The sequence below is a fragment of the Hoskinsella mucinilytica genome (assembly GCF_045223415.1).
Taxonomy (GTDB): domain Bacteria; phylum Bacillota_I; class Bacilli_A; order Erysipelotrichales; family Erysipelotrichaceae; genus Hoskinsella; species Hoskinsella mucinilytica.
Map to the genome: position 1 here is coordinate 47,478 of NZ_JBEQZJ010000021.1, position 25,041 is coordinate 72,518.

A 25,041-nucleotide genomic window follows, 5' to 3' on the forward strand; every position below is an offset into this window, starting at 1 on the left:
ATGATCCCAATCAAGATTGTAAAAGGGCATTCCTATCAAAGGAAATCACCATGGTATATAGTTGGGGCTGGTTTGCGGGATATTTAGATGATGCACAGATAACATATCAGGTCTTACCATTACTCCACGAGGAAGATAGTATCTACTATGATCGAAGAAATACCAAAAGTTCTTGTAGCATCAATATGGCATCTAAACATAAAGCGTTGGCAAATCGATTTGTGTTTGAATTTTTAAGCGATTTAGAAATGCAAAAGCTATTTTGTCTTACCAGAAAGGTAGTTCCTTTACATCGAGAATTACAAAAGGATATAGACCTACTTCAGGATCCTGTACTTAGGGCACAAAAGATGATACTTTCTCATACATTGTTTCCTCAGAAGCCACAAAGTGAAGCTGAAATCAAGATAGCGCAACAACAGCTTCGTAAAATTTATGAAGTTAAGTAAGAAGGAATATCTATTGTTGGTGGCATCTGCAATCTTTGCATGTGCCATCACGATTGCGAATGTATTTTCAAATGTATATTTATTCAGCTATTGTAATTCCCTACAGATAATGGCGTTATATTCTGCCTGTAAGTGTTTATTCATGTTCTTTGCATTTTTCCTTTTTTCCAAGATCAGATTCAATGCTTTAAGAAGCATGAAGGTGGGGCTATGCTTTTTGATCGTTACCTTTTGTATCATTTTACTGTTACATGATACTTTTGTACATATTGCCATGTTGTACTTGGTTGGATGTTTATGGGGATTTGGTGAAGGTGGTTTTTATCTCTCCATGAATACGATGAATCAACTTGTGACAAAAAAAGAAACCAGGATGAAATATGTTGGCTTTAATGGGGCAATCAATGCCTTTGTTGCAGTACTTTCACCTTTATTGGCAAGTCTTTGTGTAATTGTGATGAAGGATGATTTGAAAGGCTACTTATTATCCTTTCAATTTGTTGTGGTACTCTTTTTATTGTTGCTATATGTGCTTCGATATTTAAATATCGAAGATCTGAATCCTGAGAAACAAAGCTATTTGAAAATCTATCGAGAAAGCAAAAAGGAAACATCATGGCGATTTATATCCATGATCAATTTTCTTCAAGGATTTCGAGAATCTTTATCCTTATGTGTAACAGGGCTTCTAGTTTTTCAAATGATGAGTGATCATAGTACATGGTATGCTCTTGTATTAGCAGGTTTTTCTGTCGTAGCGATCTTATCCAATATGGTCCTTTCAAAATGGATGAATACGGAAAAAAGAAGGAAGCTGTTTTTTATCGGAAATCTCGGTATGTTGTTTTCCGGTATGATTTTGGTTTTATCCAGTAGTTTTGAAAATGCAATATTACACGGGATCACACATAATTTGTTTGTACCTTTTGTCAGTATGCCCATCATGTTTGATACGATGAATGTACTTCAAGACAGTATCGCAAAACATCAATTTGAAGTACGTATGGTTTTACGAGAATTTTACCTTGAGGCAGGACGTATTTTAGGTCTGATCGTTTATGCCACATGTAACTTATTTGGAAAACAGGATGATCTATTATCCTTCATGATCATTTATGGAAGCAGTATCGTACTCTTGTGGTACGTCAAACATAAACAAGGAATTATGAATCAATATCAATAAGAAAGAGGGTGGTATCATGAAGGTAACGATCCATGATGTGGCACTGAAGGCAAAGGTCAGTATCGCAACTGTATCAAGGGTGGTGTCCAACAATGATCACGTAAGAAAGGATACTCGTTTGAGAGTAGAAAAAGCCATTGAGGAATTGCAATATATCCCCAATGCTGCTGCTAGAGAATTAAATAAAAAAGAAAGCAGTACGATAGGTGTCATTGTACCATCAATCGGAAATATGTTTTTTACAGATGTCATCAGTGGTATTGAAAATGATTGTAAGCATCATGGCTATTCTTTATTTTTATGTGTATGTGATCATGACGCAGCATTAGAAAGAAAACAAATTTATGATATGATGTCACGTAATGTTGCAGGAATTATTGTCGTAGATGCCAATCTACAAAACATCAAAGAGAATTTCTATGCGGAAATCGCCAATATGGTACCGATGACCTTTATCAATGGTATGATCGATTTGCCAAATGTGTCATGCATCTCAAATGATGAAATGATGGGAACCATTACTGCATTACATTATCTTGTGGAAAAGCAACATCAAAATATACTATTTGTACGTGGCGCATATTCTCGTTCCTATGATATTAAAGAAGAAGCCTATACGCTATTTATGAAGCAAAGAGGATGGTATCGAGAAGATTATATCATGAATATCGGAGAAGGAAATTCTTTGGAAACGGTACAATATACTATGAATAAAATGATAGCGATGTTACAAAAGGAACATGATGTTACCGCCGTACTGGCATGTAATGATCTGATGGCACTTGGGGTCATGAATGCTTGTAAAAAGCTTGGATTAAGAGTAAAAAAAGATCTATCGGTGATTGGATTTGACAACATTGAATTGTGTCAAATGATAGAACCTAATTTAACAACTATGGATCAAAATATGTATCTACTAGGTAGCAATGCGTCCATGCTTCTACAAGACATCATTCAAAATAATCATTTTAAGAAATTATTGATGAACAATATTTTGGTAGAAAGAGATACGGTGGGAGAAAATCAGATTCTTATTTATCCAACTGTATCATAATGAAAAAAGAAAAGTAAGAATGCATCCCTACAGTAAGAAAAGGTTGCGTTCTTTTTTTATATTAAGAAGTGAAAATAAAAAAGTTTTATTTTACTATTGACATTTATGTACGTACATATTATATTATAGGTGTAATGATTATGTACGTACATAAGTAAGGAGAGAAATTATGGCAAAGTTCACAAAGGATGCGAGTGATTTATTAACATATGTTGGCGGAAGAGAAAATATCTCAGCAGTCACTCACTGTATGACACGTATGCGTTTTGTATTGATCGATGAGAAAAAAGCAGATATCGCAAAGATAGAAGCGATTCCCAGTGCAAAGGGAACCTTTACGCAATCAGGACAGTTTCAGATCATCATAGGCAATGAAGTAAGTGACTTTTACAATGAATTTGTATCCATTGCAGGGATGGAAGGGGGAAGTAAAGAAGCTGTAAAAGATGCGGCTAAATCAAATCAGACATTACCTCAACGAGTCATGGGGGCATTGGGCGAAATCTTTGCGCCATTGATTCCTGCTTTGATTTGTGGTGGTTTGATTCTAGGCTTTCGAAACATCATAGGGGAAATCGCATTCATAGATGGAAAGACACTTGCGCAATCCTTTCCATTTTGGCAAGGCGTATATGATTTTCTATGGCTGATTGGAGAAGCAGTATTCCATTTATTACCGGTCGGTATTGTCTGGTCCATCACGAAGAAAATGCAAACAACGCAGATCTTAGGTATCATTCTTGGATTAACCTTGGTATCTCCACAATTATTAAATGGCTTTGCGGTTGCGTCAACGGCAAGCTCAGATATTCCTGTCTGGAACTTTGGCTTTGCGAGCGTTCAAATGATTGGTTATCAAGGACAGGTCATTGCGGCGATGATGGCAGGCTTTGTATTAGTTTATCTAGAAAAATTCTTCCATAAGCATTGTCCGGCAGTGATTCGTATGATCGTGGTACCATTCTGTTCTTTGGTTTTGGCAGTAATCATTGCACATACGATTGTAGGACCGATTGGTTGGATGCTAGGAGATGCAATCGCTAATGTTGTTTATAGTGGCTTAACAAGTAACCTTGGTTGGTTGTTTGCCGGTGTATTTGGCTTATTATATGCGCCGATTGTCATGACCGGATTACATCACATGACCAATGCTATCGATACTCAACTTGTGACCTTATATGGTGGAACCATTTTATGGCCAATGATCGCTTTAAGTAATATTGCACAAGGTTCTAGTGTACTGGCTATGTCTTTCTTACAGAGAAAGGATGAAACAGCACAACAAGTGAATATTCCAGCTTGTATCTCATGTTATCTTGGTGTAACCGAGCCGGCTTTATTCGGTGTCAATATGAAATATGGTTTCCCACTTGTTTGTGGAATGATCGGTTCGGCGATTGCGGCAATGGTATCGGTAGGATTTGGTGTAAAGGCCTTTAGTATCGGTGTTGGTGGGTTACCCGGTATCATTTCCATTCAACCGAAATTTTATCTGATATTTCTATTGGCGATGGCGATCGCAATTGTTGTACCGTTTTTATTGACCTATATCGTAGGAAAAAAGAAACTGATAACGTCTAATCAAAAGAATGAAGATACAGACACTGCATCATCATTAAAACCTTCCTTTATTTCTCCGATGAGCGGAACCATTCTGCCTTTAGAAGAGGTCCAAGATCAAGCATTTGCCAGTAAGGCAATGGGGGATGGCTTTGCGATAGAGTTAAGTGATTCTAACGTTTGTTCACCGGTGGATGGAGAAGTGATGGTTAGTTTTCCAACAGGGCATGCCTATGGAATCAAATCCAGTGATGGAAAAGAAATTCTGATTCATATCGGAATGGATACTGTAGAATTAGAAGGAAAAGGCTTTACTCCTCATGTGAAAGCAGGAGATGTCATAAAACAGGGAGATTGTTTAGTGGAGGTAGATATTGCATATATAAAGAAGCAAGGAAAGCCATTGGTATCTCCTATCATCTTTACAAGTGGTGAATCCATTCAATTGAAAAAGAAAGGTAACGTCAAACAAGGCGATATCGGTCTTATTTCATTTCAATAAAGAAAGGCAAGGTCTAAGTTATGAATTTTCAACAAAAGGTCGTTTATCAAATTTATCCGAAAAGCTTTTATGACAGTAATCAAGATGGCTTAGGGGATTTACAAGGAATCATTGAAAAGCTAGATTATCTACAATATCTAGGTATTGATGTCATTTGGATGACCCCTTTCTTTCCATCTCCACAAAAGGATAATGGCTATGATGTCGCTGATTATTGTGCCATTGATCCAAGATATGGCACAATGGAAATCTTTGAACGATTGATCAAAGAAGCCAAAAAAAGAAAGATAGACATTATGTTGGATATGGTATTCAATCATACTTCTACCCAACATGCATGGTTTCAAAAAGCTTTAGCGGGAGATGAAAAGTACAAAGCGTATTATATTTTCAAAAAAGGGAACCCGGATGGAAGTGCACCTACCAATTGGGAAAGCAAGTTTGGAGGGAATGCATGGGAATATGTAGAATCATTTGATGAATATTACTTACATCTATTTGATAAGACACAAGCAGATCTAAACTGGAGTAATCCACAAGTCAGAGATGAAATCGTAAACATTTTAAACTTCTGGATCAAAAAGGGAGTCTATGGATTTCGCTTTGATGTCGTAAATCTAATCAGTAAGCCCGATGTTTTTGAGGATGATCTCATCGGAGATGGAAGAAGATTTTATACCGATGGCAAACATGTACATGAGTATTTAAGAGAAATCAATGAACGAACCTTTGGGAAAGATGATCGTATCCTTACAGTAGGCGAAATGAGCTCTACTACATTAGAAAATTGTGTATTGTATGCCGGAGAAGATTGTCACGAATTAAACATGGTTTTTAATTTCCATCATTTAAAAGTAGACTATAAGAACAAGCAAAAATGGGAGCTACAAGCATTTGATTTTGAAGAGTTAAAACATTTATTTCATACATGGCAAACAGGTATGGAAGCACATCATGCATGGAATGCATTATTCTGGTGCAATCATGATCAACCTCGTGTACTATCTCGTTTCGGTGATGATAAAAACTATCCCAAAGAAAGTGCGAAGATGTTGGCAACTACCATTCATATGATGAGAGGTACGCCTTATATATATCAAGGGGAAGAGATTGGTATGACCAATGCGTACTTTACCGATATTCACCAATACCGTGATGTAGAAAGTATCAATTATTTTGAAATCTTGAAACAAGCAGGAAAAAAGGAAAGTGAAATTTATCATATCCTTCAAGAAAGAAGTCGTGATAATGCTCGTACACCTATGCAATGGAATGATTCCAAACATGCAGGTTTTACTGCCAAAGAACCATGGATTTCAGTAGTGGAAGGCTATCAAGAAATCAATGTGGAAAAAAACATCCAAGATCAAGATTCTATCTTGGCATACTATCGCCAATTGATTCAGTTGAGAAAGCAATATGAAATCATCGCAAAAGGAAGCTATACACCACTTTTAAAAGATCATCCATCGGTATTTGCTTATCGAAGAGACTATCAAAAGGAATCTTTGATCGTGCTAAGTAATTTTTATGGAAGGGAAACAGAATTCGATATCGATACAACAGGTTATAAGGTACTATTAAGCAATTATGAAGGAGTAGAAGAGAGTGCCACTCTTCGCCCTTATGAAACCAGAGTATATTATTATTCATGAGCTGTTAAACAGCTCTTTTCTTTTATAATAAATATATACTAAGTAAAAGGATCATCTTTTAACACTTTACATCAATTATCGTCTAACTATGGTTGGATTGCCCTATCAAAAGAGGTATAATAGAAGCAAGAGAATAAGGAGTGGATTTTGTGGATCATAATTTTACACCGGCTGAATTGGCAGCTTTTGTTTTTAAAACATATTATGTGGATCGTGAAATAGATGAGGTCTTAAGCTATTTTACAGAAGATATTACCTGGATCGGTCCATGTGATCATGAATATCTTATTGGTCATAAAGCAATCAAAGAATATTTTCAAGCAGGACTTCACGATATCCCTTCCTGTCATCTTCAATTTACTGATCTAAGAACCGTACAGGATAATGGGCATACTGCTGTTGTCATGGGACGTTTTCTTGTGAATACTGACATGGATGCCGGAATGATCCTTGAAGTGAAACAACGATGTAGCTTTTTCATGGAACGCATAGCAGGAAAATGGATGGTACGTCATTTACATAATTCTAATATCTATGAAGATATGCATGAAGATGAATATTTTCCTCAGACTGTCGGACATCAAACTGTGGAATATATGAATCGTTTATTGAAAGAAAAATCTGAAGTCATTGATATGATCAATGATAATATCAATGGGGGATTAAAGGGTAGTAATGATGATGATACTTACTCTTATTATTATGTAAACGAAGGTCTTTGTCGCATGCTTGGTTATACTTATGATGAGTTCATGGAAATGAGTCATGGTTGTGCTGTTGGCGCAGTCTATCCACCTGATTTACCTGCCGCACTTCAGTCTTGCGAAGATTGCTTTGCGAAAGGCCCGACATATCGAGCAGAATATCGTATCCAGAAAAAAGATGGATCTTTGTTGTGGGTATTGGATTCCGGAAAGAAATGTATGGGTGAGGATGGAAAGGTCAAAATCAATAGTATGATTACGGATATCACCGATATCAAAGAAGCTCAATTGAAATTACAATTGGAACGTGAACGATATCGCATCGCTTTAGATAATATCACAGATGTTATGTTTGAATATGATATTTTAAAGGATAGTCTCATAAAATATGAGCGTGAAAATTATGATCGAAAAAATCCAATACAAAAGATCAAGATCGATCATTACTTTACCACATTAGAGAGAGAAGATTATATTCATTTGGATGATATCGGAATATTAAAAGCCTATATGGTAGGTAAATATGAGGCACCCTTTATTGAAATTCGTATGTATATGGAGCCTGATACATGGCGTTGGATTCGTGTGACATGTAGCTATTTGTATGATGAATCACACCATCCGATTCGTTGTATCGGAATTTGGTCAGATATCACAGAAGAAAAAATGCGTATTGATTCTTTGATTGATTTAAGTAAGCGTGATGCCTTGACACATTTATATAATACCAAAAGCAGTGAAATGATGATCAAAGAACAAATGAAGAATCATACATCAGGGGCAATGATGATTTTGGATATTGATTACTTCAAACATGTGAATGATACCTTTGGTCATTTAAAAGGAAACGATATATTATTGGAAGTTACGAAAGTTTTGAATCGTTTTACGAATCAAGAGGATATTGTCAGTCGAATCGGTGGTGATGAGTTTTTAATTTATATGTCAGATGATAGAAGTTCTATGATGATGGAAATCGCTCAAAGCATTCTTTGTGAAGTACATCAAATTATGTTACCGAATGATATAAAAGTTACGCTTAGTATGGGGATCGCTTATCAAAAGCAACAAGAGGATTATGCGCAATTATTTAAAAAAGCAGATGATGCGATGTATCAAGCAAAGAAACTAGGTAGAAATCAAATATATTGTGATCGATCATGATCATGTATCATAGCTTTCATAATAGATTGGTATGGTATACACACTAGAGTGTATAGGATAGATAAAAAGAGAATAATTCATTTTTACGTTTGCTTTTAGGTGTCAAGAATCTTTCGAATCAATAAAGGAGGAAAAAATAATGGAAAATCAGGTATTAGAGGCATTGAAGACAAGAAGAAGTGTGAGAAAGTACAATGATCGTATGGTGGAGCAGGAAAAGCTTGATGCGATCATGGAAGCAGCGACTTATGCGCCAACCGGGATGGGGCAACAATCACCGGTAATCGTGTTGGTAAAAAACAAGAAAGTCAGAGATCAAATATCGAAACTGAATGCGAAAGTAATGGGGAGAGATATGGATCCATTTTATGGAGCACCTGTGGTTGCTATTGTTTTCGGACATAAGAATTCAGTTCCTACTTGGTTGGAAGATGCAAATCTTGTCGCAGGGAATTTGTTGAATGCTGCGCATGCTGTTGGTGTAGATTCTTGTTATATCTATCGAGCAAAAGAAGTATTCGAATCTGAAGAAGGGCTTGCACTTCTTCAAGAATGGGGACTTGACGCAAGCTATGTTGGTGTAGCGAATTGTATTTTGGGATATGGAGAAGGTGAAAAGCCTGTCGCAAAAGAGCGAAAAGAACATTATGTAATTGAAGTGTAGAGGCTTTTCATAGGAACTTAGTAATTGTTTTACTTAAATTGAAATATTTAGAAAATAACCGATTTTATGAAGATATCATCGGTTGTTTTTTCTTGTTGATGTAAGCGAAATATGATACGATACATTTATAAATAGAGGTGATCAAGTATCATGCTAACCAAGAAAGCGTCAATCAAACAGATAGAAGAATGGAAAAAGGTATATGAACAATATCATTTATCAATGCTACCGAATAGAAAATCAGGTAGTGAAGTAAATGATTACTTTAAGAGTAAGTATCCTTATCATGTATATGATAATGAAGATTTCAAAAATGTGGTTGCATTCAATATCATACATAATGAGCATACAAGGCGTAAGCTACAAAATGAAAGGAAGCCGAATATTAAATGCTATCGTGTGGATGACATTCTGATTGGAATTGATATCGTCAGCGGAGAGTTTCATATAGAAAGTGAAGAGATTGAAAACATCGTGCCTATTTATGATGATTTATTTGTATATCGTGGTCTTGATAAAGAAGATTTGAAAAATTATTTTTTGGTCGCAGAATATATCAGACTCAAAAAAGCTAACATTTGATTGATGGTTACGATGAGTAACAAGATTGTTGTGTTTCGTATATGGACATCCTTGATTCTTTTATATAAAATGTTAGTAAAGAAAAGAGGCTATACTTATGACATTAGGTGAGAAAATAAAATTGTTAAGAATCAATCATGGAATGACACAAGAAGCATTATCAGAATATTTGAATGTTTCACGTTCTACCATAGCGAAATGGGAAACAAATGGTGGTATGCCTGATATAAGCAATCTAAAAGCGTTAGCTGAAGTTCTTGATGTGAGCATTGATGATTTGCTAAATGATACAAAAGGTATCAATGATAAGATAAATGAAGCAGAACACCCATCTTCATTGGTAAATGATGGTCATTATTATGATATCGATTTAGAAGGATGGAATACCGGAATCTTTCATGCTCTGATTGTCGGGGAAGATAACGATTTTCTTTTTTATCAAATAGAAGGGAAAAAAGAAAATAAATATGGTTTTATTACTAAACAATATATTACCAATGTCCATATGTTAGAAAAGTCTTCTGATTTTCAATCAAATGGTATGAAGATAGATAGAACCTATTTTCATCATAAACATGTTATGATAGAATGTGCTTATAAAAAAGGAATCCTAAAAGGCTTTTTTGACTTTCATAATGATGACTATCTTGATGTCGTGATCCATTCTTTTTCTGAATCAAAGCTATATTTGGAATTGGGAAGAGAAATTGAGATTGGTATCATAACTAAAGTGGAAACGATATAGTGCATAGGATATAACGACGATAAGGAGCTAATTATGAAATTTATTAAGATAGAAGACATAAATTCTTCATTGATTGCACAATTATTAGAAGTTTGGGAAAGTTCAGTAAGAGCTACCCATTTGTTTCTATCAGAAAATGAGATCAAACATATCAAAACATATGTACCACAAGCATTGAAAGAAGTTCCTGTTTTGATTATGATACAAAATGAGTTGGAAATACCTGTAGGGTTTATGGGGATTCAGGAACAACATCTGGAAATGTTGTTTATTTCCGATAAAGAAAGAGGAAAAGGATTTGGAAAAGCATTGCTTCAGTATGGAATAGAGCATTATTCAATTACTGATCTGGCAGTGAATGAACAAAATCCTCTAGCGAAAGGATTCTATGAACATATGGGATTTAGTGTTTATAAACGAACAGAACTAGATGAGCAGGGGAATCCATATCCCTTGCTGTATATGAAGTCAAAATCACAACGATAAAGTGGATTACTGTTAATGAAAACAATAAAAAAAATTCCATGCTATTGGATCATCTGACGTCCTAAGATTGGAATTTTTTTTAGTATGACAAATTATTTGGATGATGTTTTCTTTTTGTTTGTCTGTATAAATTCGTATTCCATAATATCGCCTGGCTGTACTTTTAAAAATTCACAGATTCTTTCAATAGAGGAGATTTCTACATTTTGATTATGTGTTAGTTTATTCATAGTTCCATTGGATATATTGGCACCTTCTCTTAATTCCGTTTTATTGATATTCCTTCGATTGATTAAATCAAATAATTTGTAATATGTTATCATGCTTATCACCTTTATCTTTTATTTTTACATTATAGCAGTTAAAATGTTGTATAATGTTATTATCTCTCTTATGAAGTATAAATATACTTTATAAGTTATAACGAAGGAGCAGAGCTTATGAAGACTGAAATTATGAAGGAAATTGTAAAGATGATTGCAACGGATGAAAATCAAAAAGAAGAAGACATCTATCGAGAAATGCAGATTGCCATTGACCAAGCATATTTTAATGATGATCCGATGATAAAAAAACGTTGGGAACGCATTCCACATGAAGGAGTGAAACCAACCCCGGAAGATGTAGTTGATTATTTGGTAACTTTATTAAAATAAATGATCTAAACGTTCATCACTAAAACGTAAGAAAACGGCTCTTTTTATAGAAACCGTTTTCTTACGTTTTATGTTTATATTAGTTTTAAAGCACCTCTATGCTATTTACCGGAAGGCATATCCCAACCGAAATGGTCAGTATGAAGCAATGTTTCTGCTTTTTCACTCAATGGTTCTCCTAGATACTCTTGATATAGTTTTTGAATATCAGGGTTTTCGTGAGAATAGCGAATGGTCTCTTTGGCATCAAGGGCATATAGGGCATTGGCACGAATGGATGCTAATTCTTTACCATCATGGATCGGTTGGCCTCCTCCACCACTGCATCCACCGGGACAAGCCATGACTTCGATGAAATCATAATGAACTTCTTTTTTGCGTAGTGCTTCCATTAACTTTCTCGCATTGCCTAATCCACTTACCACAGCACAAGAAAGCGTGGTACCATTGATGGTAAAGTTTTGAGCTTTACATCCTTCCATGCCACGTACACTTTCAAAGGTATCCGCATCAGGATTTTTTCCAGTCACAAAGTAATAGGCACTTCTTAATGCAGCTTCCATCACACCTCCGGTAGCACCGAATATAACTCCGGCACCACTTGCATGTGAGATAGGTTGATCCATAGGTTCATCGACCAAGGTTTCAATGGCGATATGTTCGGCTCGAAGCATACGAACAAATTCTCTGGTCGTTAACACAACATCTACATCTTTGCCTGCATTTGCATCATTGATATTCACAATATCGCACTCATGTTTTTTTGCGACACAAGGCATGATGCTGATCACAAATAATTTGTTTGGATCCACATGTAATGTTTCCGCAAGATATGTCTTAATGATTGCGCCAAACATTTGATGTGGCGATTTAGATGTGGATAAATGAGCTACCATATCAGGATATTGACTCTTTAAAAACCGTACCCAACCAGGACAACAAGAAGTAAACATTGGCATGGTTGCTTGATCAGGATGAGATAGACGTTCTATGAATTCGCTTGCTTCTTCCATGATGGTAAGGTCTGCGGCAAAATCAGTATCAAATACATAATCAGCTCCCATTCTGCGCAATGCGCATGCCATTTTTCCAATGGTTGCTGCTTCTCTGCTTAATCCAACACCTTCTCCCCATGCTGCTCGTACAGCCGGAGCAATCTGTACCACACAGATTTTATCAGGATCATTTAATGCGTCAAATACCTTCTCTGTATCATCTCTGGTATGAAGGCCATTGACAGGACAATGAGTAATACATTGTCCACATAAGGAACAATCAGCTTCCTCTATTTTACGATTTAATGAAACATTGACGGTTGTTCTTGATCCTGTCGAACAAACATCCCAAACATTTAAATTTTGTATCTTATCACAGATTTGAATGCATCGCATACATTTGATACATTTATTAGATTCTCTTTGTAAAGGGAAGTTTTTATTCCATGGCAAATAGCTCACTTGTTTCTCATAAGAAAGCTTTGTGATACCCAGATCATTGGCTATGGTTTGTAAGGAACAATTGCCACTTCTTGAACAATAAGCACATTCACAATCATGTTGAGAAAGTAAAAGTTCCACATTCATTCTTCTAGTTTCACGAACCTTAGGAGAATTGGTATATAATTCCATTCCTTCCTGTACCAATGTATTACAAGAGGTGATCAATTTATCTTTGCCTTTCATTTCTACCATACAAATACGACAAGCACCGATTTCATTGAGGTCTTTGAGATAACAAAGATGTGGAATATTGATATGATGCAGTTGTGCCGCTTCTAGAATGGTAAGGTTATCATTTACCTCGATCATTCTGCCATCTATTGTTAATCTTACCATTTTGTTTCTCTTCCTCCTTTGAATACTCCAAAGCCATAATGATCACAGCGTAGGCATCTACCACATTCTTGTAATGCTTCTTCTTTGCTCATACTGAGCTCAATAGGATCAAAATCTGAATTACGCTGTGTAGTATCTCGTTCTTTTAATTGTACACGACCACACTTAGGGCGATCTGCATAGTTTGCGGCAGGTATGTCTACATCACTTGTGATATCATGTTTAAAGCCAAGATATTCATCGATATTCGCAGCCGCAACCTTACCGGCTGCTATGGCTCTTATGACGGTAGCCGGTCCGGTTACACAATCTCCACCGGCAAAAATACCGGACATCGTTTCGATTCCACTGTGATCCAAAGCATCGATGGCACCGTATTTGATTGGGATACCTTCTTCTTTGAAATGTTGTGATTCAATACCTTGACCAATGGCTACGACAACGATATCACAAGGAATGCGTTTTTCTTCTACAGTTGCTTTATACGGTGCTGGTCGTCCCTTGCGATCTTGCTGACCGATGATTTGCGGTTGTACCCATAAAGCACTAACCTTATGATCTTCATCTAATTCGATGCGTACAGGAGCCTGTAGCTCTAATAGCTCACAGCCCTCTGCCAAGGCACCTTCTATCTCATCAGGAAGTGCCGTCATATCTTCTTTTCTTCTACGATAAGCGATACCGACCATGGTAGCCCCCAAACGTTTGGCGCTACGGGCAACATCCATAGCCACATTACCGCCGCCAATGACACAGACACGACGATTTTTAAAATCAGGCATGATATCATCGCCAATGTTCCTTAGCATCGTAACAGCACTGATGACATTTTCTCCATCTTCGCCTGGTATACCGACCTTTTTATCTGTTTGTGCACCAATAGATAGATACAATGCGTCATATTGAGCATCTAATTCACACATGGTAATATCTTTTCCAACATCAATCTCTGTGTGAACTTCCACTCCGGTGTTTAAGATCACTTTAATTTCTTCATCTAGTTTTACTCTTGGTAAACGATAATTCGGTATACCATAACGAAGCATACCACCTAATTGTTTCCGTTTTTCGTAAATCACGGTTTGATGACCCATCTGTTGTAGGTAAAAGGCTGCAGATAAGCCACCTGGCCCTCCACCGACAATTGCAATCTTCTTACCGGTGGATGGCGCATTTTCTTTTGCCGGTACATAACCTGCATTTTCCACAGCATAACGCTTTAATCCACGTATATTGATCGCATCATCTAGCATATTGCGACGACATCTTGCTTCACATGGATGCTCACAGATATAGGCACATACCGTAGGGAATGGATTATCTTTTCTTATCAAACGTACGGCATCTTCATTTCTTCCTTCTTTGATCAAAGCGATATAGCCTGGAATATCTACACCGGCAGGACATAAGGCAACACATGGCACCGGTTGATTTAAAGATTGTGTACAACGTCCTCTTAAGATATGTTCCTCATAATCATCACGAAATCCACGAATCCCTTTTAATACCATTTCAGCCGCTTCGATACCAATCGCACAATCCGAAGAATTACTGATATTTTCTGCTGTTTTTTCAATCAAATCTAAGGTTTCTAAGGTAGCTGTTCCATCCAACACACTGTCAATTAATTTTTGAAGTTGTGCTAGTCCAACCCTACAGGGCACACATTTTCCACATGTCTGCGCATGACAAAGACGCAAAAAAGCACTTGCCATATCCACAGGACACAAACCAGGGGGACTGGCGATAATACGCCGTTCTAAATCTTTATAAAGATCTTCTATGACACGCTGTGAGGTTGTCTCTGTCATAATGGTTAATCTACTCATTCTTGATCCTCCGTTTCTTTCCATCTGTTTTAAGTATACGTCAGTTTTAAGGTTTTTTCCACAAGAATTTAAACCGCTTACATTATTTTTGGGATGCTTTATTCATTGGGGTGATTTGTTTATTATTCATAGACAAAAATGGTAAGCGATCGCTTACATAGAAACATAGGAAAAAGCTTACGAAATCTTTTGTTTTTATTTACTTGCATACGTTCATGATTAATGATAAATTATACCAGGAAAAAGAAAAAGGAGAATTTTGTATGGTACAAGATATGACGAAGGGAACGCCATGGAAACTGATTTTATCATTTTCCATTCCGTTACTGATAGGGAACATTTTTCAACAGCTTTATAGTATGGTCGATACGATCATTGTTGGCCGTTTTGTAAGTGTAGAAGCACTTGCGGCCGTTGGTTCTACAGGTTCTATGAGTTTTTTGATATTGGGATTTGTTATGGGAATTACCAGTGGATTTTCAGTAATTACAGCGCAACGTTTTGGCGCAAATGATGAGGCAGGTGTAAGAAGAAGCGTAGCGATGAGCATGGAATTATGTATCATTGCTACCGTGTTATTGACCATCATCGCTGTATTAGGCGCTAAGCCTATGCTCCATTTGATGAATACACCGGCCAATATATTTGAAGATGCCAGTATCTATATTACGATTATTTATGCGGGCTTATTTGCAAGCGTATATTATAATATGGTTTCAAGTATTTCAAGAGCATTGGGAGATAGTAAAACGCCACTCTATTTTTTATTGGTTTCTAGCATTTTGAATGTGATTCTTGATTTATTATTTATTATCAGTTTCCAAATGGGAGCATCCGGAGCAGCAATCGCTACAGTGATTTCTCAATTTGTGAGTGCAGTGCTATGTACCATCTATATGGCAAAGCGCTATACGATCTTAAAATTAAAGAAAGAGGATTTTAGATTTGATTGGCTGTTTGCATGTAGTCATCTTAATATAGGATTACCTATGGCATTTCAATTTTCTGTAACTGCAGTTGGTATTATGGTTCTACAAAGTGCATTGAATGCATTTGGCTCTACTGCGATTGCAGCCTATACAGCAGCCAGCAAGGTAGAAATGTTAGTGACTCAGCCATTTGCTACATTAGGTGTTACCATGGCAACTTATTGTGGACAAAATAAGGGTGCCAATGATTTTCAAAGAATACATAAAGGCATGACTTCCTGTGTTGTTATGTGTATGGTGGCATGTGTCATCGCAAGTCTTATCAATATCATGGGAGGACATGCGTTTACCCAACTTTTCATGAGTGAAGCAGATCCTGATGTATTCCAATATTCTCAACAATACCTCACTACCATTGCTGTTTTTTATCCTGCATTGGGATTACTTTACATTTATCGCAATGGGTTACAAGGAATGGGAGAATCCCTTGTGCCAATGCTAGGTGGTGTTGTGGAATTTATCGCAAGATTGGTAGTATGTTTATGGTTACCATCTATGCTTGGTTATACAGCGATTTGTATGGCATCTCCAGCCGCTTGGGTTGCGACGACCGTATTACTGTTGTGGAAATATGTTCAGGTTGTGAAAGTAGAAAAAAAGAAGCTTACTGTTTGCATATCATAAAAAGTTAATTTAAAAACATGCTTAAATTCGCATGTTTTTATTTATGTTATTTTCATTCGATCCATGATTTCTTCATAGCGTTTTGTCGCAAGCTTGCTTACCACATTTTTTCTACAAAAATGAAGTTTGGCTAATTTTGGTACACAACGCTCTACGATAAGTCCATCTTTTGTTAGTTTAGAGGTTATGATATCCAATGCTTGAAGAAATCTAGGATCTTTTCTTGCATAGGAATAATAAGATAATACATAAACATAATAAAATATATTGTAACCTCGAAAGGGATATTCTAATTGATGAAACAATGTACCGATTCCATAATGACAAGGGCTGATCGGTTTTTTGATTTCCCAATGTTGTAAGAGAAATTCCACTGCTTGATCCAGTGCCGGATTGGTGTTACAATGTGTGCTTTCATGAAATAGGTCTAAAACAACTAAGGTCGTATAAGGTGTAGAATAGATGGTTTCTTCTCCTCTACCAAAGCTATATTTATTGCACTTCCAACCACCGTCTTTTTCTTGCGTATGTAAGAAATACAGTAAGGTTTTCTGAATTCTTTCATCATCTATAAATCCCAATGAACGTAAGGTATTTGCGCAAAGTGCCGTATGACATGGGTAAATACCTCCATTAGGGGCAATGCTAAATCTTCCATCTTTTTTTTGATGTTGATAAATCAAATCAGCACATTGTTTTAAAATAATGTTCTCTTTATCCATTCCTAATTCTAATAAATAAGAAATACAATCAAGTGTAGAAAAAGGAGATCCTTTACATAGTCTCTGGTCCGGTGTTGTCCATAGATCATGACCCTGATCATAGCGATGAGCTAAAATAACATCAATATCCTTTTGATATTCAGATTCTTTCATGTTAGGAGAAGTCCTTTGCATCGATTTCATAATAGACACATACATGCTCATGTCCATGATAGGTAATACGATCTTGCTTGTTTGTTTTTTTCATACCACAGGTAATCATTACTTTTTGACTTGCAATGTTTTCCATAAAAGCACCGGCAATTATTTTATGAAAACCATTTTGAAAAAGGTGTAGAATGATGGCTTGAAGTGCCTCACTGGCATAACCTTTCTTTTGATGATCAGGATGGATCATATATCCCAGCTCTATGGTATCATCTTCTATTGCTGTATCATTTAGAAAACCAATGAGTTGATTTTGTAGGTATATGCCGAGTTGATAACGTTCATTTGATTGTGATATGATTTGAAGCTTATGAAAGAATGCACTGGCTTCCTCATATGTCAAATCAGGTATCATATAGGTTTCTTTGATTTGTTCATTTAAAAACAAGGAAATCATTGCATCTTGATCCTTTGATTCTATTGGTTTGATTGTTAATCGTTTGGTTATTATCATACATAAGGCTCCTTTACTTATATTTTTATTTTATCATGTTACTTGAAGAAAGTCATTGATTAGAAAAAAGGTGAAGCTATGTTTTCGCTCCACCTTCCTCATATGTTTAATTTCCACTAAATGCTAGTTCATCATCTAAAGCATCCATCATGTTTAATGAATTGAATTTCTCTATTAGTTTTTCAACCGTTAGTGTCTTCTTTTCTTCTTTTCCGATATCCATAATGACTTGACCTTTATGAAACATCAATAGACGATCACCATAGGTAATGGCATGTTTAAGATTGTGGGTTATCATAATGGTTGTCATTTTCTTCTCTTCGATCAATCGTTGTGTCAAAGCGATAATTAAATCACTCGTTTTTGGATCTAATGCTGCTGTATGTTCATCTAGAAGTAACAAATCAGGACGAACAATGGTTGCCATCAAAAGTGACAAGGCTTGGCGCTGACCACCGCTTAGTGCACCAACCTTAACATCCATTTTATTTTCTAATCCAAGTTCCATTTTGGTTAACTCTTCTTTGAATAAAGGAATCAAAGCTTTATCTACACCTTTTGAAAGCCCAAAGGATTTTCCTTTATTATAAGCCATAGCGATATTTTGTGTAATCGTCAAGGAAGGAGCAGTACCTTTTTGCGGATCCTGAAAAACTCGTCCGATAAACTTAGAACGTTTATGTTCAGGCATCTTAGAAACATCTTTGTTTTTGAATAATACCTTTCCACTATCTTGAAGGATATTACCACTAACAACATTAAAGAAAGTTGATTTTCCACTACCGTTTGATCCTATGATGGTAACAAATTCGCCTTCTTGAATTTCTACATTCAAATCTGTATATAATTCAACCTCATTAACACTGCCTTTATTAAAGGTCTTTTTGATATGTTGTAATTTGATCATGTTATCACCTATCCTTTCACAGAACGATGGAAAAATTTTCCCATAACGCCATTACCTAAAACAAGCACGATAATGAAGATGACTGCCATGATCAGCTTTAAATTGTTTGGTGGAAGACCTAAATTCAACGCAACAGCTATGGTCAGACGATAGGTGATTGCTCCCAGTATGACACTTGTTGTAAAACCAAAGAATTTGAAGCGTTTAAAGACGGTCAATCCGATAATAACGGAAGCAAGACCCATAACGATCATACCTGTTCCTAATTGAACATCGAAGTAACGAAGTAATTGAGACACTACTGCACCGGATACGGCAGCATAACCATTGCTGATTGCAAGACCATTCATTTTGATATGACCAAGGTCTTTCCCCAAAGAAGATATCAATTGTGGATTGTCACCAGCAATTCTCATTAAGAAGCCATATTTTGTATCTAAAAACCAATCTAGTAATAGTTTCATGATTCCAACGATGACCAATAAAATAAAGATTGGCCAAAGCTTAATGATCCATGTTGCTGTATCACCACTGAAGTTTTGTGCAATCATAGAGCCATAAGTGAAGATGGTATCATAAGTAAACAAAGCGATTTGGCTTTGATCATTAGAGACGATCAAATTAATGGAATACATACCGGTCATTACAAGAATACCGGATAATAAGGATGATATTTTACATTTTACATGTAGAAAGCCTGTCGCATAACCGGCCAAAAGTCCGGCGATAAAAGCGACGATCAATGAAAGAAAGGGATTGATATTATGTGTGATACACATCGCCCCGGCCGCAGCACCAAGCGGGAAGCTTCCCTCTACTGTCAAATCGGCATAATCTAACACTTGATAAGTTAATAAAACACCGATGGCAAGGATACTATAAGCCAACCCTTGAGTAACGACATCGATATAAAAGCTACTTTGAAAAAGAAAACTAAAATTCAACATATTTTCACCATCTATTCTCCCACGTAGGTTGCTCTTTTGTCTAATTCTTCCGGAATTTTAATTCCTAGTTCTTCTGCTACTTTTTTGTTGATCATTAATACGGTATCTTCGGATTTCTGTACTGCGATATCACCAGGCTTTTTGCCATTGAATAGAATGTCTTCTACAACTTCTCCGGCTTTTTCACCTAATTTTACATAGCTGATAGAGTCACTTGCCAATAGTCCGGCGGTAATTTGTCCATCTTCTGCGGCAAATACAGGAATTTTATGACCATTTGCTTTATCTGTGATGGAAGCAGTGGCATTTACAACCATGTTATCGGTAATATTATAAATACAATCTACTTTAGAAGCTAACTGTTCTGCGGCAGTAGCAACATCTGTAGAAAGAGATACACCTGTTTTTTCAATGGTAAATCCATATTTAGAAGCCATAGCTTCTACTTGTTCAACCTGAAGCTTTCCGTTAGATTCTGCAGTATTATAAATCATACCGATTGTTTTAGCTTCTGGAAGGAAATCACGAATCAGTTTTAACTGTTTCTCTAATGGTGCAGCATCTGATACACCGGTTATATTTCCACCAGGATGCTCAGCATCTTTTAATATTTTAGAATCTACTGCATCTGTTACTGCATTGAATACGACAGGAGTCTGATTGTCCAAGGTTGCATTCACACTGGATAATGTTGCATTCGTCCCAATGGAATAAATCAAGTCGACCCCATCATTTACAAACTGTTTTGCAATGGTATCTGCTGTACCATTATCCCCTTGTGCATTTTTCTCAACAAATTTAATTTTCGTTTCATCATAGCCTTTATCCTTGAAATAGTTTTTTAACCCTTCTTTTGCACTTTCTAAAGCAGGATGATCCAGCTGTTGAATGATACCTACTGTTTTTACATCCTGACTTTCTTTTTTAACATCGGATGCATCACTTCCACAGCCAGTTAAAGCTGCCATCATCAAACAAGCCATTAGGCCGCCTATCAATTTTTTCATATGCATTTCTCCTCTTTTCTATATATTATGTATTGATGATATCGTTTTTTTGAGAATAAATCAATGTTTTTCATTGATTATTTCACAAATTTTGCATATAATTTTCACAGCATATAACAAAATGATGTAAATGGTTACATTTATGACTTGTTTATATGGATAAAAGAATATTTACTGGAGGTTATATCAAATGGCAATAGAATTGGTTAGAGAATATCTAAAGCAATATGGAAGAAGTCAAGATATCATAGAACTTGAGCAAAGCAGCGCAACGGTGGAGCTAGCAGCTCAAGCACTGGATACGCAACCGGAAAGAATAGCAAAAACGCTTTCTTTTATGGGAAGTGATGGCGCAATGGTGATTGTATGTGCAGGGGATTGCAAGGTTGATAATCATAAGTTTAAAGAAACATTTGGTGTAAAAGCGAAAATGTTAAAACCAGAAGAGGTAGAATCATATACCAATCATACCATTGGCGGTGTTTGTCCTTTTGCGATACCACAACAGACAAAGATTTATTTGGATGAGTCTATGAAACGTTTTGATTATGTTTATCCTGCATGTGGTAGTGCTAATTCTGCTATCAAATTAAGTATAGATGAATTAGAACAATTGATACCTTATCAAGCATGGGTGAATGTATGTAAAGGCTGGGAATAAGTCTCTTATTCTTGTTAGTGGATCTAAAAATATGAAAAAAGAAGAAAGAAATCGATGTTTACAATATGTTGATTTCTTTCTTCTTTTCCTTATTTCTGATAGTTTTATTTATTCATTTTTTTAACTGTTTTTTTAGCTTTTCATAGCTTTCTTTTGCATCCTGATAGCCTTGATCCATGGCTTGTTTATAAAGGCTCAAAGCTTTATCCAAGTCTTGTTTTACACCCCAACCGTTTTCATAACAATAGCCTAAACTATATCGTGCGCAATCATTGCCTTTATCCGCAGCTTTTTGATAATATTCTACAGCTAACTGATAATCTTGTTCCACACCATGACCTTTTTCATAACAATCACCGAGATTGCAAAGTGCTACGGCATTTCCATGTTCAATGGCTTGTCGGTAATAAAAAACTGCCTTATCATAGTCATGTGGAATATCCTCACTTTCCGCATAGATATAACCAAGATTACATTGTGCATCATCATCACCACGTTTCGCTAAGATCATATATAATCGAATAGCTTCCATAATATTTTTATTTGTGATATCACCATGTTGGTATGCATAAGCAAGATTATAGATAGCCAAATCGTAATCTTGTTTTGCGGACATTTGATAATATTCGAATGCTTTATCTGCATTCTTTTCTACACCAACACCATAATGATAGCACCATCCTAAATTAAATTGTGCTCGTGCAAAGCCTTGATCTGCGGACATCTGATAAAGTTGAATGGATTTTTCAAGATCTTGTTTTACACCGCAACCTCTATTATAAAGAAATCCAAGATTACATTGTGCACAATCATTTCCTTTATCTGCGGCTTTTTGGTAATTTTCAATTGCCTTATCATAGTTTTGTTCTACGCCATACCCTTTTTCATAACAGAATCCAATATCACATAATGCACGGGCATTGCCTTGTTCAGCGGCAAGCATAAAATAATGAGCTGCTTGATCATAATCAAGTGTAACGCCAATGCCATACATATAACAGCGACCAATCGCATGTTGAGCAAATTCATAACCTTGCTTTGCGGATGCAAGATACAATTCAGTAGCTCTTGTTTCATCTTTTTCTACTCCTAGGCCATATTCATAAAAGTAGCCAAGGTTGTATAATGCACGTCGATGTCCTTGTCTAGCCGCAAGTTCATATAAATGAGCTGCTTTTACCAAATCTTTTTTCACACCGATACCAAGATCATAAAAATAACCAAGATTGCATTGTGCATAGGAATATCCTTGTGCTGCAGAAAGACGATAAAGTTCGCTGGCTTTTTCTATATCCTCTTCTACACTGATACCTACCTCATAGTTATAGCCAAGTGCACATTGTGCTTTAGCATCACCTTGTTCAGCAGCCATACGATAATATTCGCAAGCAGTATCTTCATCTTTTTCTACTGCAATGCCATAATCATAGGCGATGCCCATTTCATATTGAGCTCTTGGATGTCCGGATTGTGCGGCAAGCTGGTAATAATGAACCGCTTTATCTCGATCGTATCTTGTGCCGATTCCGAATTGATGACAGATACCCAGTCGATACAAGTCTTGTGCTTCTCCGAATTGCGTTGCATATTCATACCAATAAAAAGCACTGTAATTATCTTTTGGAGCTCCTTGAATGCCATGATAATAGCTATCGGCTAAGTTACGTATTGCTTGTACATCACCCGCAACTGCTTGTTTTTTCAATATTGTGATCTGATCAGATCCTCTTGCATTCAACCATTCATTTTGACGTATTCCTGATTCCATATCTTCACCTTCGTTTTACTTTCTTTATCCTAGTAATTTGATGATATCGCTTTTTGTATGAATTTTCAATAGTTCTTATGGAATCAAGCTATTGTTTGATTATTTTCATCCTTATCCTCTGATAAAGGCTTGAATGTTTGCTCATGATCATCATGTTCTTGCAGTTGGTGATGGATCGTAGAACAGTTTTTTACCTTACTGATCTTATCGTATATATTTTCTTTTTGTTGAAATAAGGAAAGTAATGCATCAAAGCTGTAGAATAGATAGATTGCAAGATAAAGGGCAAAACCTGCATACCATAGAGATAGCATGAAACCATCATGATCCATAAAACGATTGATAAAAAATAGAACGATATAAGGGAAGGGTAGTATCAATCCATAGGTTGGTAGAAAATGAAAGAGGTATTGATACCAAGTAGCGTTTTGTTCAGATAAAGAAGTTAATCGTATTTTAACGGCCATTTTTCCAAGTGTTTTTCCTTTGGTTAGCATCGGAATCAAAAAGAACAAAAGAAATATGATGATTGCATAAATCAGAAGATGATAAGAGGCTTCTTGAATCATAAAGGTAGCACAACCATAGCATAGGATACAACAGATGACATCGATACCAAAGGCTAACATGCGTCGAAAGACAGTAACATGCATCCCTTTTTGATAGCTTCTTTCATCTAATTGTTCTCTTGTGGGTAGGATACGTGCAATGATCAAAGAAATACCATAACCGATCATACCTCCTAGCGTATTGGTAATCAAATCATCTACGTCAAATAACCGATATGGACGAGGATAAATGAAAAGTAATCCGCTTAATTGTAAACACTCGAAGGATAAAGATAGCAGAAAGCTAAAAAGCAAGGTCTTTCGAAAAGAAAAACGGAAATAATAGTGAAGATAGACACCAAATGGAATACACATTAGGATATTGAATAATACCTGAAGTACACTTGGTTCATTGAGTGCTTTCAAATAAGTTGAAGGATCATCCCATACCAAAGATGTGGAGAAGCTGATATCACGTAAGGAATCAAATGGGATCAATTGCATTTTGGGAGTGGTATAATGAGCAACCTCTTCTATTGGCGGTAAAGGTAGACTGACTAAGAAATAACAACAAAGCAAATAAAAAATGAAAGAGAATATGATGACGATACGTAAAGGTAGTGTAGCACCATAAGTGCGATATTGATGCATGATATAAGGTATCGTTAATAAAACCGCAAGGATAGGAAATACGATGAGTGCAGTTTGTATTGGTATCAAATAAGCGGACATAAGAACCACCTCCTATTATCTAGTATTGTATCATGATTTCGGAAACCTTCGTTTAACCTTACAAATTTGTTTGTTAATAAATAATAGAATGTTGATTATAACTTCATTATGGATGTTTTCATTGATGGAATAAAAAATTATGCATGAATAGTATGTTACATGATCCTTAACTTTGAGCAATCTTTCTCATTTTTAAATTTAAAAAGCAGATTTTCATCTACTTCCTTTGCTGATTATTATTTTTCTGGTAAACGTGTTTTTAATATTTCTAAAGAATCACAGCTCAAAATATGTATGGTAGCTTCTTCTAATTGCTCTGGAGTTAGTGTTAATAACCACTCTCTTGCATCTTCATGATATTTGGCTTGGATCAATGTTTGAAGCGTTGTAATTTTTCCTTCAATTAA

At 36.1% G+C, this 25,041-nt stretch carries 23 protein-coding genes; 13 read left to right on the plus strand and 10 right to left on the minus strand.

The features are described 5' to 3' along the window. The first annotated feature begins 50 nt into the window (after positions 1-50). The 10 genes from UGRO018_RS09135 to UGRO018_RS09180 all read left to right on the plus strand — a co-directional run bounded on the left by UGRO018_RS09135 (position 51) and on the right by UGRO018_RS09180 (position 10,748). Positions 51-449 (plus strand): hypothetical protein, encoded by a 399-nt coding sequence (locus UGRO018_RS09135; protein ID WP_416326179.1) that lies wholly within the window; start codon positions 51-53, stop codon positions 447-449. Then, positions 436-1,632, plus strand: a complete 1,197-nt coding sequence (locus UGRO018_RS09140) for an MFS transporter (RefSeq protein WP_416326180.1) — start codon at positions 436-438, stop codon at positions 1,630-1,632. The genes UGRO018_RS09135 and UGRO018_RS09140 overlap by 14 nt, the downstream gene beginning before the upstream one ends. Before the next feature lie 16 nt (positions 1,633-1,648). Next, on the plus strand, positions 1,649-2,686 hold the full coding sequence (locus UGRO018_RS09145) for a LacI family DNA-binding transcriptional regulator (protein WP_416326181.1): 1,038 nt from the start codon (positions 1,649-1,651) through the stop codon (positions 2,684-2,686). Between the two features lie 169 nt (positions 2,687-2,855). Then, positions 2,856-4,748 (plus strand): PTS system trehalose-specific EIIBC component, encoded by a 1,893-nt coding sequence (treP, locus tag UGRO018_RS09150; RefSeq protein WP_416326182.1) that lies wholly within the window; start codon positions 2,856-2,858, stop codon positions 4,746-4,748. A gap of 20 nt (positions 4,749-4,768) precedes the next feature. Beyond that, on the plus strand, positions 4,769-6,403 hold the full coding sequence (treC, locus tag UGRO018_RS09155; RefSeq protein WP_416326183.1) for an alpha,alpha-phosphotrehalase: 1,635 nt from the start codon (positions 4,769-4,771) through the stop codon (positions 6,401-6,403). A gap of 149 nt (positions 6,404-6,552) precedes the next feature. Beyond that, positions 6,553-8,271, plus strand: a complete 1,719-nt coding sequence (locus UGRO018_RS09160) for a diguanylate cyclase domain-containing protein (RefSeq protein ID WP_416326184.1) — start codon at positions 6,553-6,555, stop codon at positions 8,269-8,271. 139 nt (positions 8,272-8,410) lie between these two features. After that, positions 8,411-8,935 carry a nitroreductase gene (locus tag UGRO018_RS09165; RefSeq protein ID WP_416326185.1) on the plus strand — a complete coding sequence of 175 codons (525 nt, stop codon included), beginning with the start codon at positions 8,411-8,413 and terminating at the stop codon, positions 8,933-8,935. 150 nt (positions 8,936-9,085) lie between these two features. Beyond that, positions 9,086-9,517 carry a hypothetical protein gene (locus UGRO018_RS09170; protein ID WP_416326186.1) on the plus strand — a complete coding sequence of 144 codons (432 nt, stop codon included), beginning with the start codon at positions 9,086-9,088 and terminating at the stop codon, positions 9,515-9,517. A gap of 97 nt (positions 9,518-9,614) precedes the next feature. Then, positions 9,615-10,262: a helix-turn-helix domain-containing protein gene (locus tag UGRO018_RS09175; RefSeq protein ID WP_416326187.1), complete on the plus strand. Its 648-nt coding sequence runs from the start codon at positions 9,615-9,617 to the stop codon at positions 10,260-10,262. Between the two features lie 33 nt (positions 10,263-10,295). Beyond that, the gene (locus UGRO018_RS09180; protein ID WP_416326188.1) at positions 10,296-10,748 is read left to right on the plus strand and encodes a GNAT family N-acetyltransferase; all 453 of its coding nucleotides are present in this window, start codon (positions 10,296-10,298) and stop codon (positions 10,746-10,748) included. 92 nt (positions 10,749-10,840) lie between these two features. Here UGRO018_RS09180 and UGRO018_RS09185 read toward each other — a convergent pair whose 3' ends face one another. After that, positions 10,841-11,071 carry a helix-turn-helix domain-containing protein gene (locus UGRO018_RS09185; protein WP_416326189.1) on the minus strand — a complete coding sequence of 77 codons (231 nt, stop codon included), beginning with the start codon at positions 11,069-11,071 and terminating at the stop codon, positions 10,841-10,843. A gap of 117 nt (positions 11,072-11,188) precedes the next feature. On the opposite strand from UGRO018_RS09185, the gene UGRO018_RS09190 reads away from it, so the two are divergent. Then, positions 11,189-11,404, plus strand: coding sequence for a sporulation initiation factor Spo0A (locus UGRO018_RS09190; protein WP_416326190.1), 216 nt, complete (start codon positions 11,189-11,191; stop codon positions 11,402-11,404). 101 nt (positions 11,405-11,505) lie between these two features. Here the strand turns inward: UGRO018_RS09190 and UGRO018_RS09195 are convergent, their stop codons facing one another. Together UGRO018_RS09195 and UGRO018_RS09200 are read right to left on the minus strand one after the other, a co-directional pair. Then, on the minus strand, positions 11,506-13,239 hold the full coding sequence (locus UGRO018_RS09195) for a [FeFe] hydrogenase, group A (protein WP_416326191.1): 1,734 nt from the start codon (positions 13,237-13,239) through the stop codon (positions 11,506-11,508). Next, positions 13,233-15,068: an NAD(P)-binding protein gene (locus UGRO018_RS09200; RefSeq protein WP_416326192.1), complete on the minus strand. Its 1,836-nt coding sequence runs from the start codon at positions 15,066-15,068 to the stop codon at positions 13,233-13,235. Before UGRO018_RS09200 ends, UGRO018_RS09195 begins: the two co-directional genes overlap by 7 nt. Before the next feature lie 263 nt (positions 15,069-15,331). Here UGRO018_RS09200 and UGRO018_RS09205 point away from each other — a divergent pair, with 263 nt between their 5' ends. Beyond that, positions 15,332-16,681, plus strand: a complete 1,350-nt coding sequence (locus tag UGRO018_RS09205; protein WP_416326193.1) for an MATE family efflux transporter — start codon at positions 15,332-15,334, stop codon at positions 16,679-16,681. A gap of 41 nt (positions 16,682-16,722) precedes the next feature. Here UGRO018_RS09205 and UGRO018_RS09210 read toward each other — a convergent pair whose 3' ends face one another. From UGRO018_RS09210 to UGRO018_RS09230, 5 genes are all read right to left on the minus strand, one after another. Then, on the minus strand, positions 16,723-17,556 hold the full coding sequence (locus UGRO018_RS09210) for a prenyltransferase/squalene oxidase repeat-containing protein (RefSeq protein WP_416326194.1): 834 nt from the start codon (positions 17,554-17,556) through the stop codon (positions 16,723-16,725). Between the two features lies 1 nt (position 17,557). After that, positions 17,558-18,064 carry a GNAT family N-acetyltransferase gene (locus tag UGRO018_RS09215; protein ID WP_416326195.1) on the minus strand — a complete coding sequence of 169 codons (507 nt, stop codon included), beginning with the start codon at positions 18,062-18,064 and terminating at the stop codon, positions 17,558-17,560. 106 nt (positions 18,065-18,170) lie between these two features. Further along, the gene (locus UGRO018_RS09220) at positions 18,171-18,971 is read right to left on the minus strand and encodes an ABC transporter ATP-binding protein (protein ID WP_416326196.1); all 801 of its coding nucleotides are present in this window, start codon (positions 18,969-18,971) and stop codon (positions 18,171-18,173) included. An 8-nt stretch (positions 18,972-18,979) separates the two neighbouring features. Continuing rightward, positions 18,980-19,918 carry an ABC transporter permease gene (locus UGRO018_RS09225; RefSeq protein ID WP_416326197.1) on the minus strand — a complete coding sequence of 313 codons (939 nt, stop codon included), beginning with the start codon at positions 19,916-19,918 and terminating at the stop codon, positions 18,980-18,982. Between the two features lie 11 nt (positions 19,919-19,929). Further along, positions 19,930-20,925: an ABC transporter substrate-binding protein gene (locus UGRO018_RS09230; RefSeq protein WP_416326198.1), complete on the minus strand. Its 996-nt coding sequence runs from the start codon at positions 20,923-20,925 to the stop codon at positions 19,930-19,932. A 190-nt stretch (positions 20,926-21,115) separates the two neighbouring features. On the opposite strand from UGRO018_RS09230, the gene UGRO018_RS09235 reads away from it, so the two are divergent. Then, entirely contained in the window at positions 21,116-21,586 is a 471-nt protein-coding gene (locus UGRO018_RS09235) for a YbaK/EbsC family protein (RefSeq protein WP_416326199.1), read from the plus strand. Positions 21,587-21,698: 112 nt separating this feature from the next. On the opposite strand, the gene UGRO018_RS09240 is transcribed toward UGRO018_RS09235, so the two are convergent. Together UGRO018_RS09240 and UGRO018_RS09245 are read right to left on the minus strand one after the other, a co-directional pair. Continuing rightward, complete coding sequence (locus tag UGRO018_RS09240; protein ID WP_416326200.1) at positions 21,699-23,354, minus strand: SEL1-like repeat protein; 1,656 nt, start codon at positions 23,352-23,354, stop codon at positions 21,699-21,701. A gap of 83 nt (positions 23,355-23,437) precedes the next feature. Further along, positions 23,438-24,634, minus strand: a complete 1,197-nt coding sequence (locus UGRO018_RS09245; protein ID WP_416326201.1) for a VanZ family protein — start codon at positions 24,632-24,634, stop codon at positions 23,438-23,440. Between the last annotated feature and the right edge of the window lie 407 nt (positions 24,635-25,041).

Excerpts from the sequence above, each read along its gene's own strand:
- UGRO018_RS09135 (WP_416326179.1), top strand. The coding sequence starts at position 51 with ATGGTATATAGTTGGGGCTGGTTTGCGGGATATTTAGATGATGCACAG.
- UGRO018_RS09140 (WP_416326180.1), top strand. The coding sequence starts at position 436 with ATGAAGTTAAGTAAGAAGGAATATCTATTGTTGGTGGCATCTGCAATC.
- UGRO018_RS09145 (WP_416326181.1), top strand. The coding sequence starts at position 1,649 with ATGAAGGTAACGATCCATGATGTGGCACTGAAGGCAAAGGTCAGTATC.
- treP (WP_416326182.1), top strand. The coding sequence starts at position 2,856 with ATGGCAAAGTTCACAAAGGATGCGAGTGATTTATTAACATATGTTGGC.
- treC (WP_416326183.1), top strand. The coding sequence starts at position 4,769 with ATGAATTTTCAACAAAAGGTCGTTTATCAAATTTATCCGAAAAGCTTT.
- UGRO018_RS09165 (WP_416326185.1), top strand. The coding sequence starts at position 8,411 with ATGGAAAATCAGGTATTAGAGGCATTGAAGACAAGAAGAAGTGTGAGA.
- UGRO018_RS09170 (WP_416326186.1), top strand. The coding sequence starts at position 9,086 with ATGCTAACCAAGAAAGCGTCAATCAAACAGATAGAAGAATGGAAAAAG.
- UGRO018_RS09175 (WP_416326187.1), top strand. The coding sequence starts at position 9,615 with ATGACATTAGGTGAGAAAATAAAATTGTTAAGAATCAATCATGGAATG.
- UGRO018_RS09180 (WP_416326188.1), top strand. The coding sequence starts at position 10,296 with ATGAAATTTATTAAGATAGAAGACATAAATTCTTCATTGATTGCACAA.
- UGRO018_RS09185 (WP_416326189.1), bottom strand. The coding sequence starts at position 11,071 with ATGATAACATATTACAAATTATTTGATTTAATCAATCGAAGGAATATC.
- UGRO018_RS09190 (WP_416326190.1), top strand. The coding sequence starts at position 11,189 with ATGAAGACTGAAATTATGAAGGAAATTGTAAAGATGATTGCAACGGAT.
- UGRO018_RS09195 (WP_416326191.1), bottom strand. The coding sequence starts at position 13,239 with ATGGTAAGATTAACAATAGATGGCAGAATGATCGAGGTAAATGATAAC.
- UGRO018_RS09200 (WP_416326192.1), bottom strand. The coding sequence starts at position 15,068 with ATGAGTAGATTAACCATTATGACAGAGACAACCTCACAGCGTGTCATA.
- UGRO018_RS09205 (WP_416326193.1), top strand. The coding sequence starts at position 15,332 with ATGGTACAAGATATGACGAAGGGAACGCCATGGAAACTGATTTTATCA.
- UGRO018_RS09210 (WP_416326194.1), bottom strand. The coding sequence starts at position 17,556 with ATGAAAGAATCTGAATATCAAAAGGATATTGATGTTATTTTAGCTCAT.
- UGRO018_RS09215 (WP_416326195.1), bottom strand. The coding sequence starts at position 18,064 with ATGATAATAACCAAACGATTAACAATCAAACCAATAGAATCAAAGGAT.
- UGRO018_RS09220 (WP_416326196.1), bottom strand. The coding sequence starts at position 18,971 with ATGATCAAATTACAACATATCAAAAAGACCTTTAATAAAGGCAGTGTT.
- UGRO018_RS09225 (WP_416326197.1), bottom strand. The coding sequence starts at position 19,918 with ATGTTGAATTTTAGTTTTCTTTTTCAAAGTAGCTTTTATATCGATGTC.
- UGRO018_RS09230 (WP_416326198.1), bottom strand. The coding sequence starts at position 20,925 with ATGAAAAAATTGATAGGCGGCCTAATGGCTTGTTTGATGATGGCAGCT.
- UGRO018_RS09235 (WP_416326199.1), top strand. The coding sequence starts at position 21,116 with ATGGCAATAGAATTGGTTAGAGAATATCTAAAGCAATATGGAAGAAGT.
- UGRO018_RS09240 (WP_416326200.1), bottom strand. The coding sequence starts at position 23,354 with ATGGAATCAGGAATACGTCAAAATGAATGGTTGAATGCAAGAGGATCT.
- UGRO018_RS09245 (WP_416326201.1), bottom strand. The coding sequence starts at position 24,634 with ATGTCCGCTTATTTGATACCAATACAAACTGCACTCATCGTATTTCCT.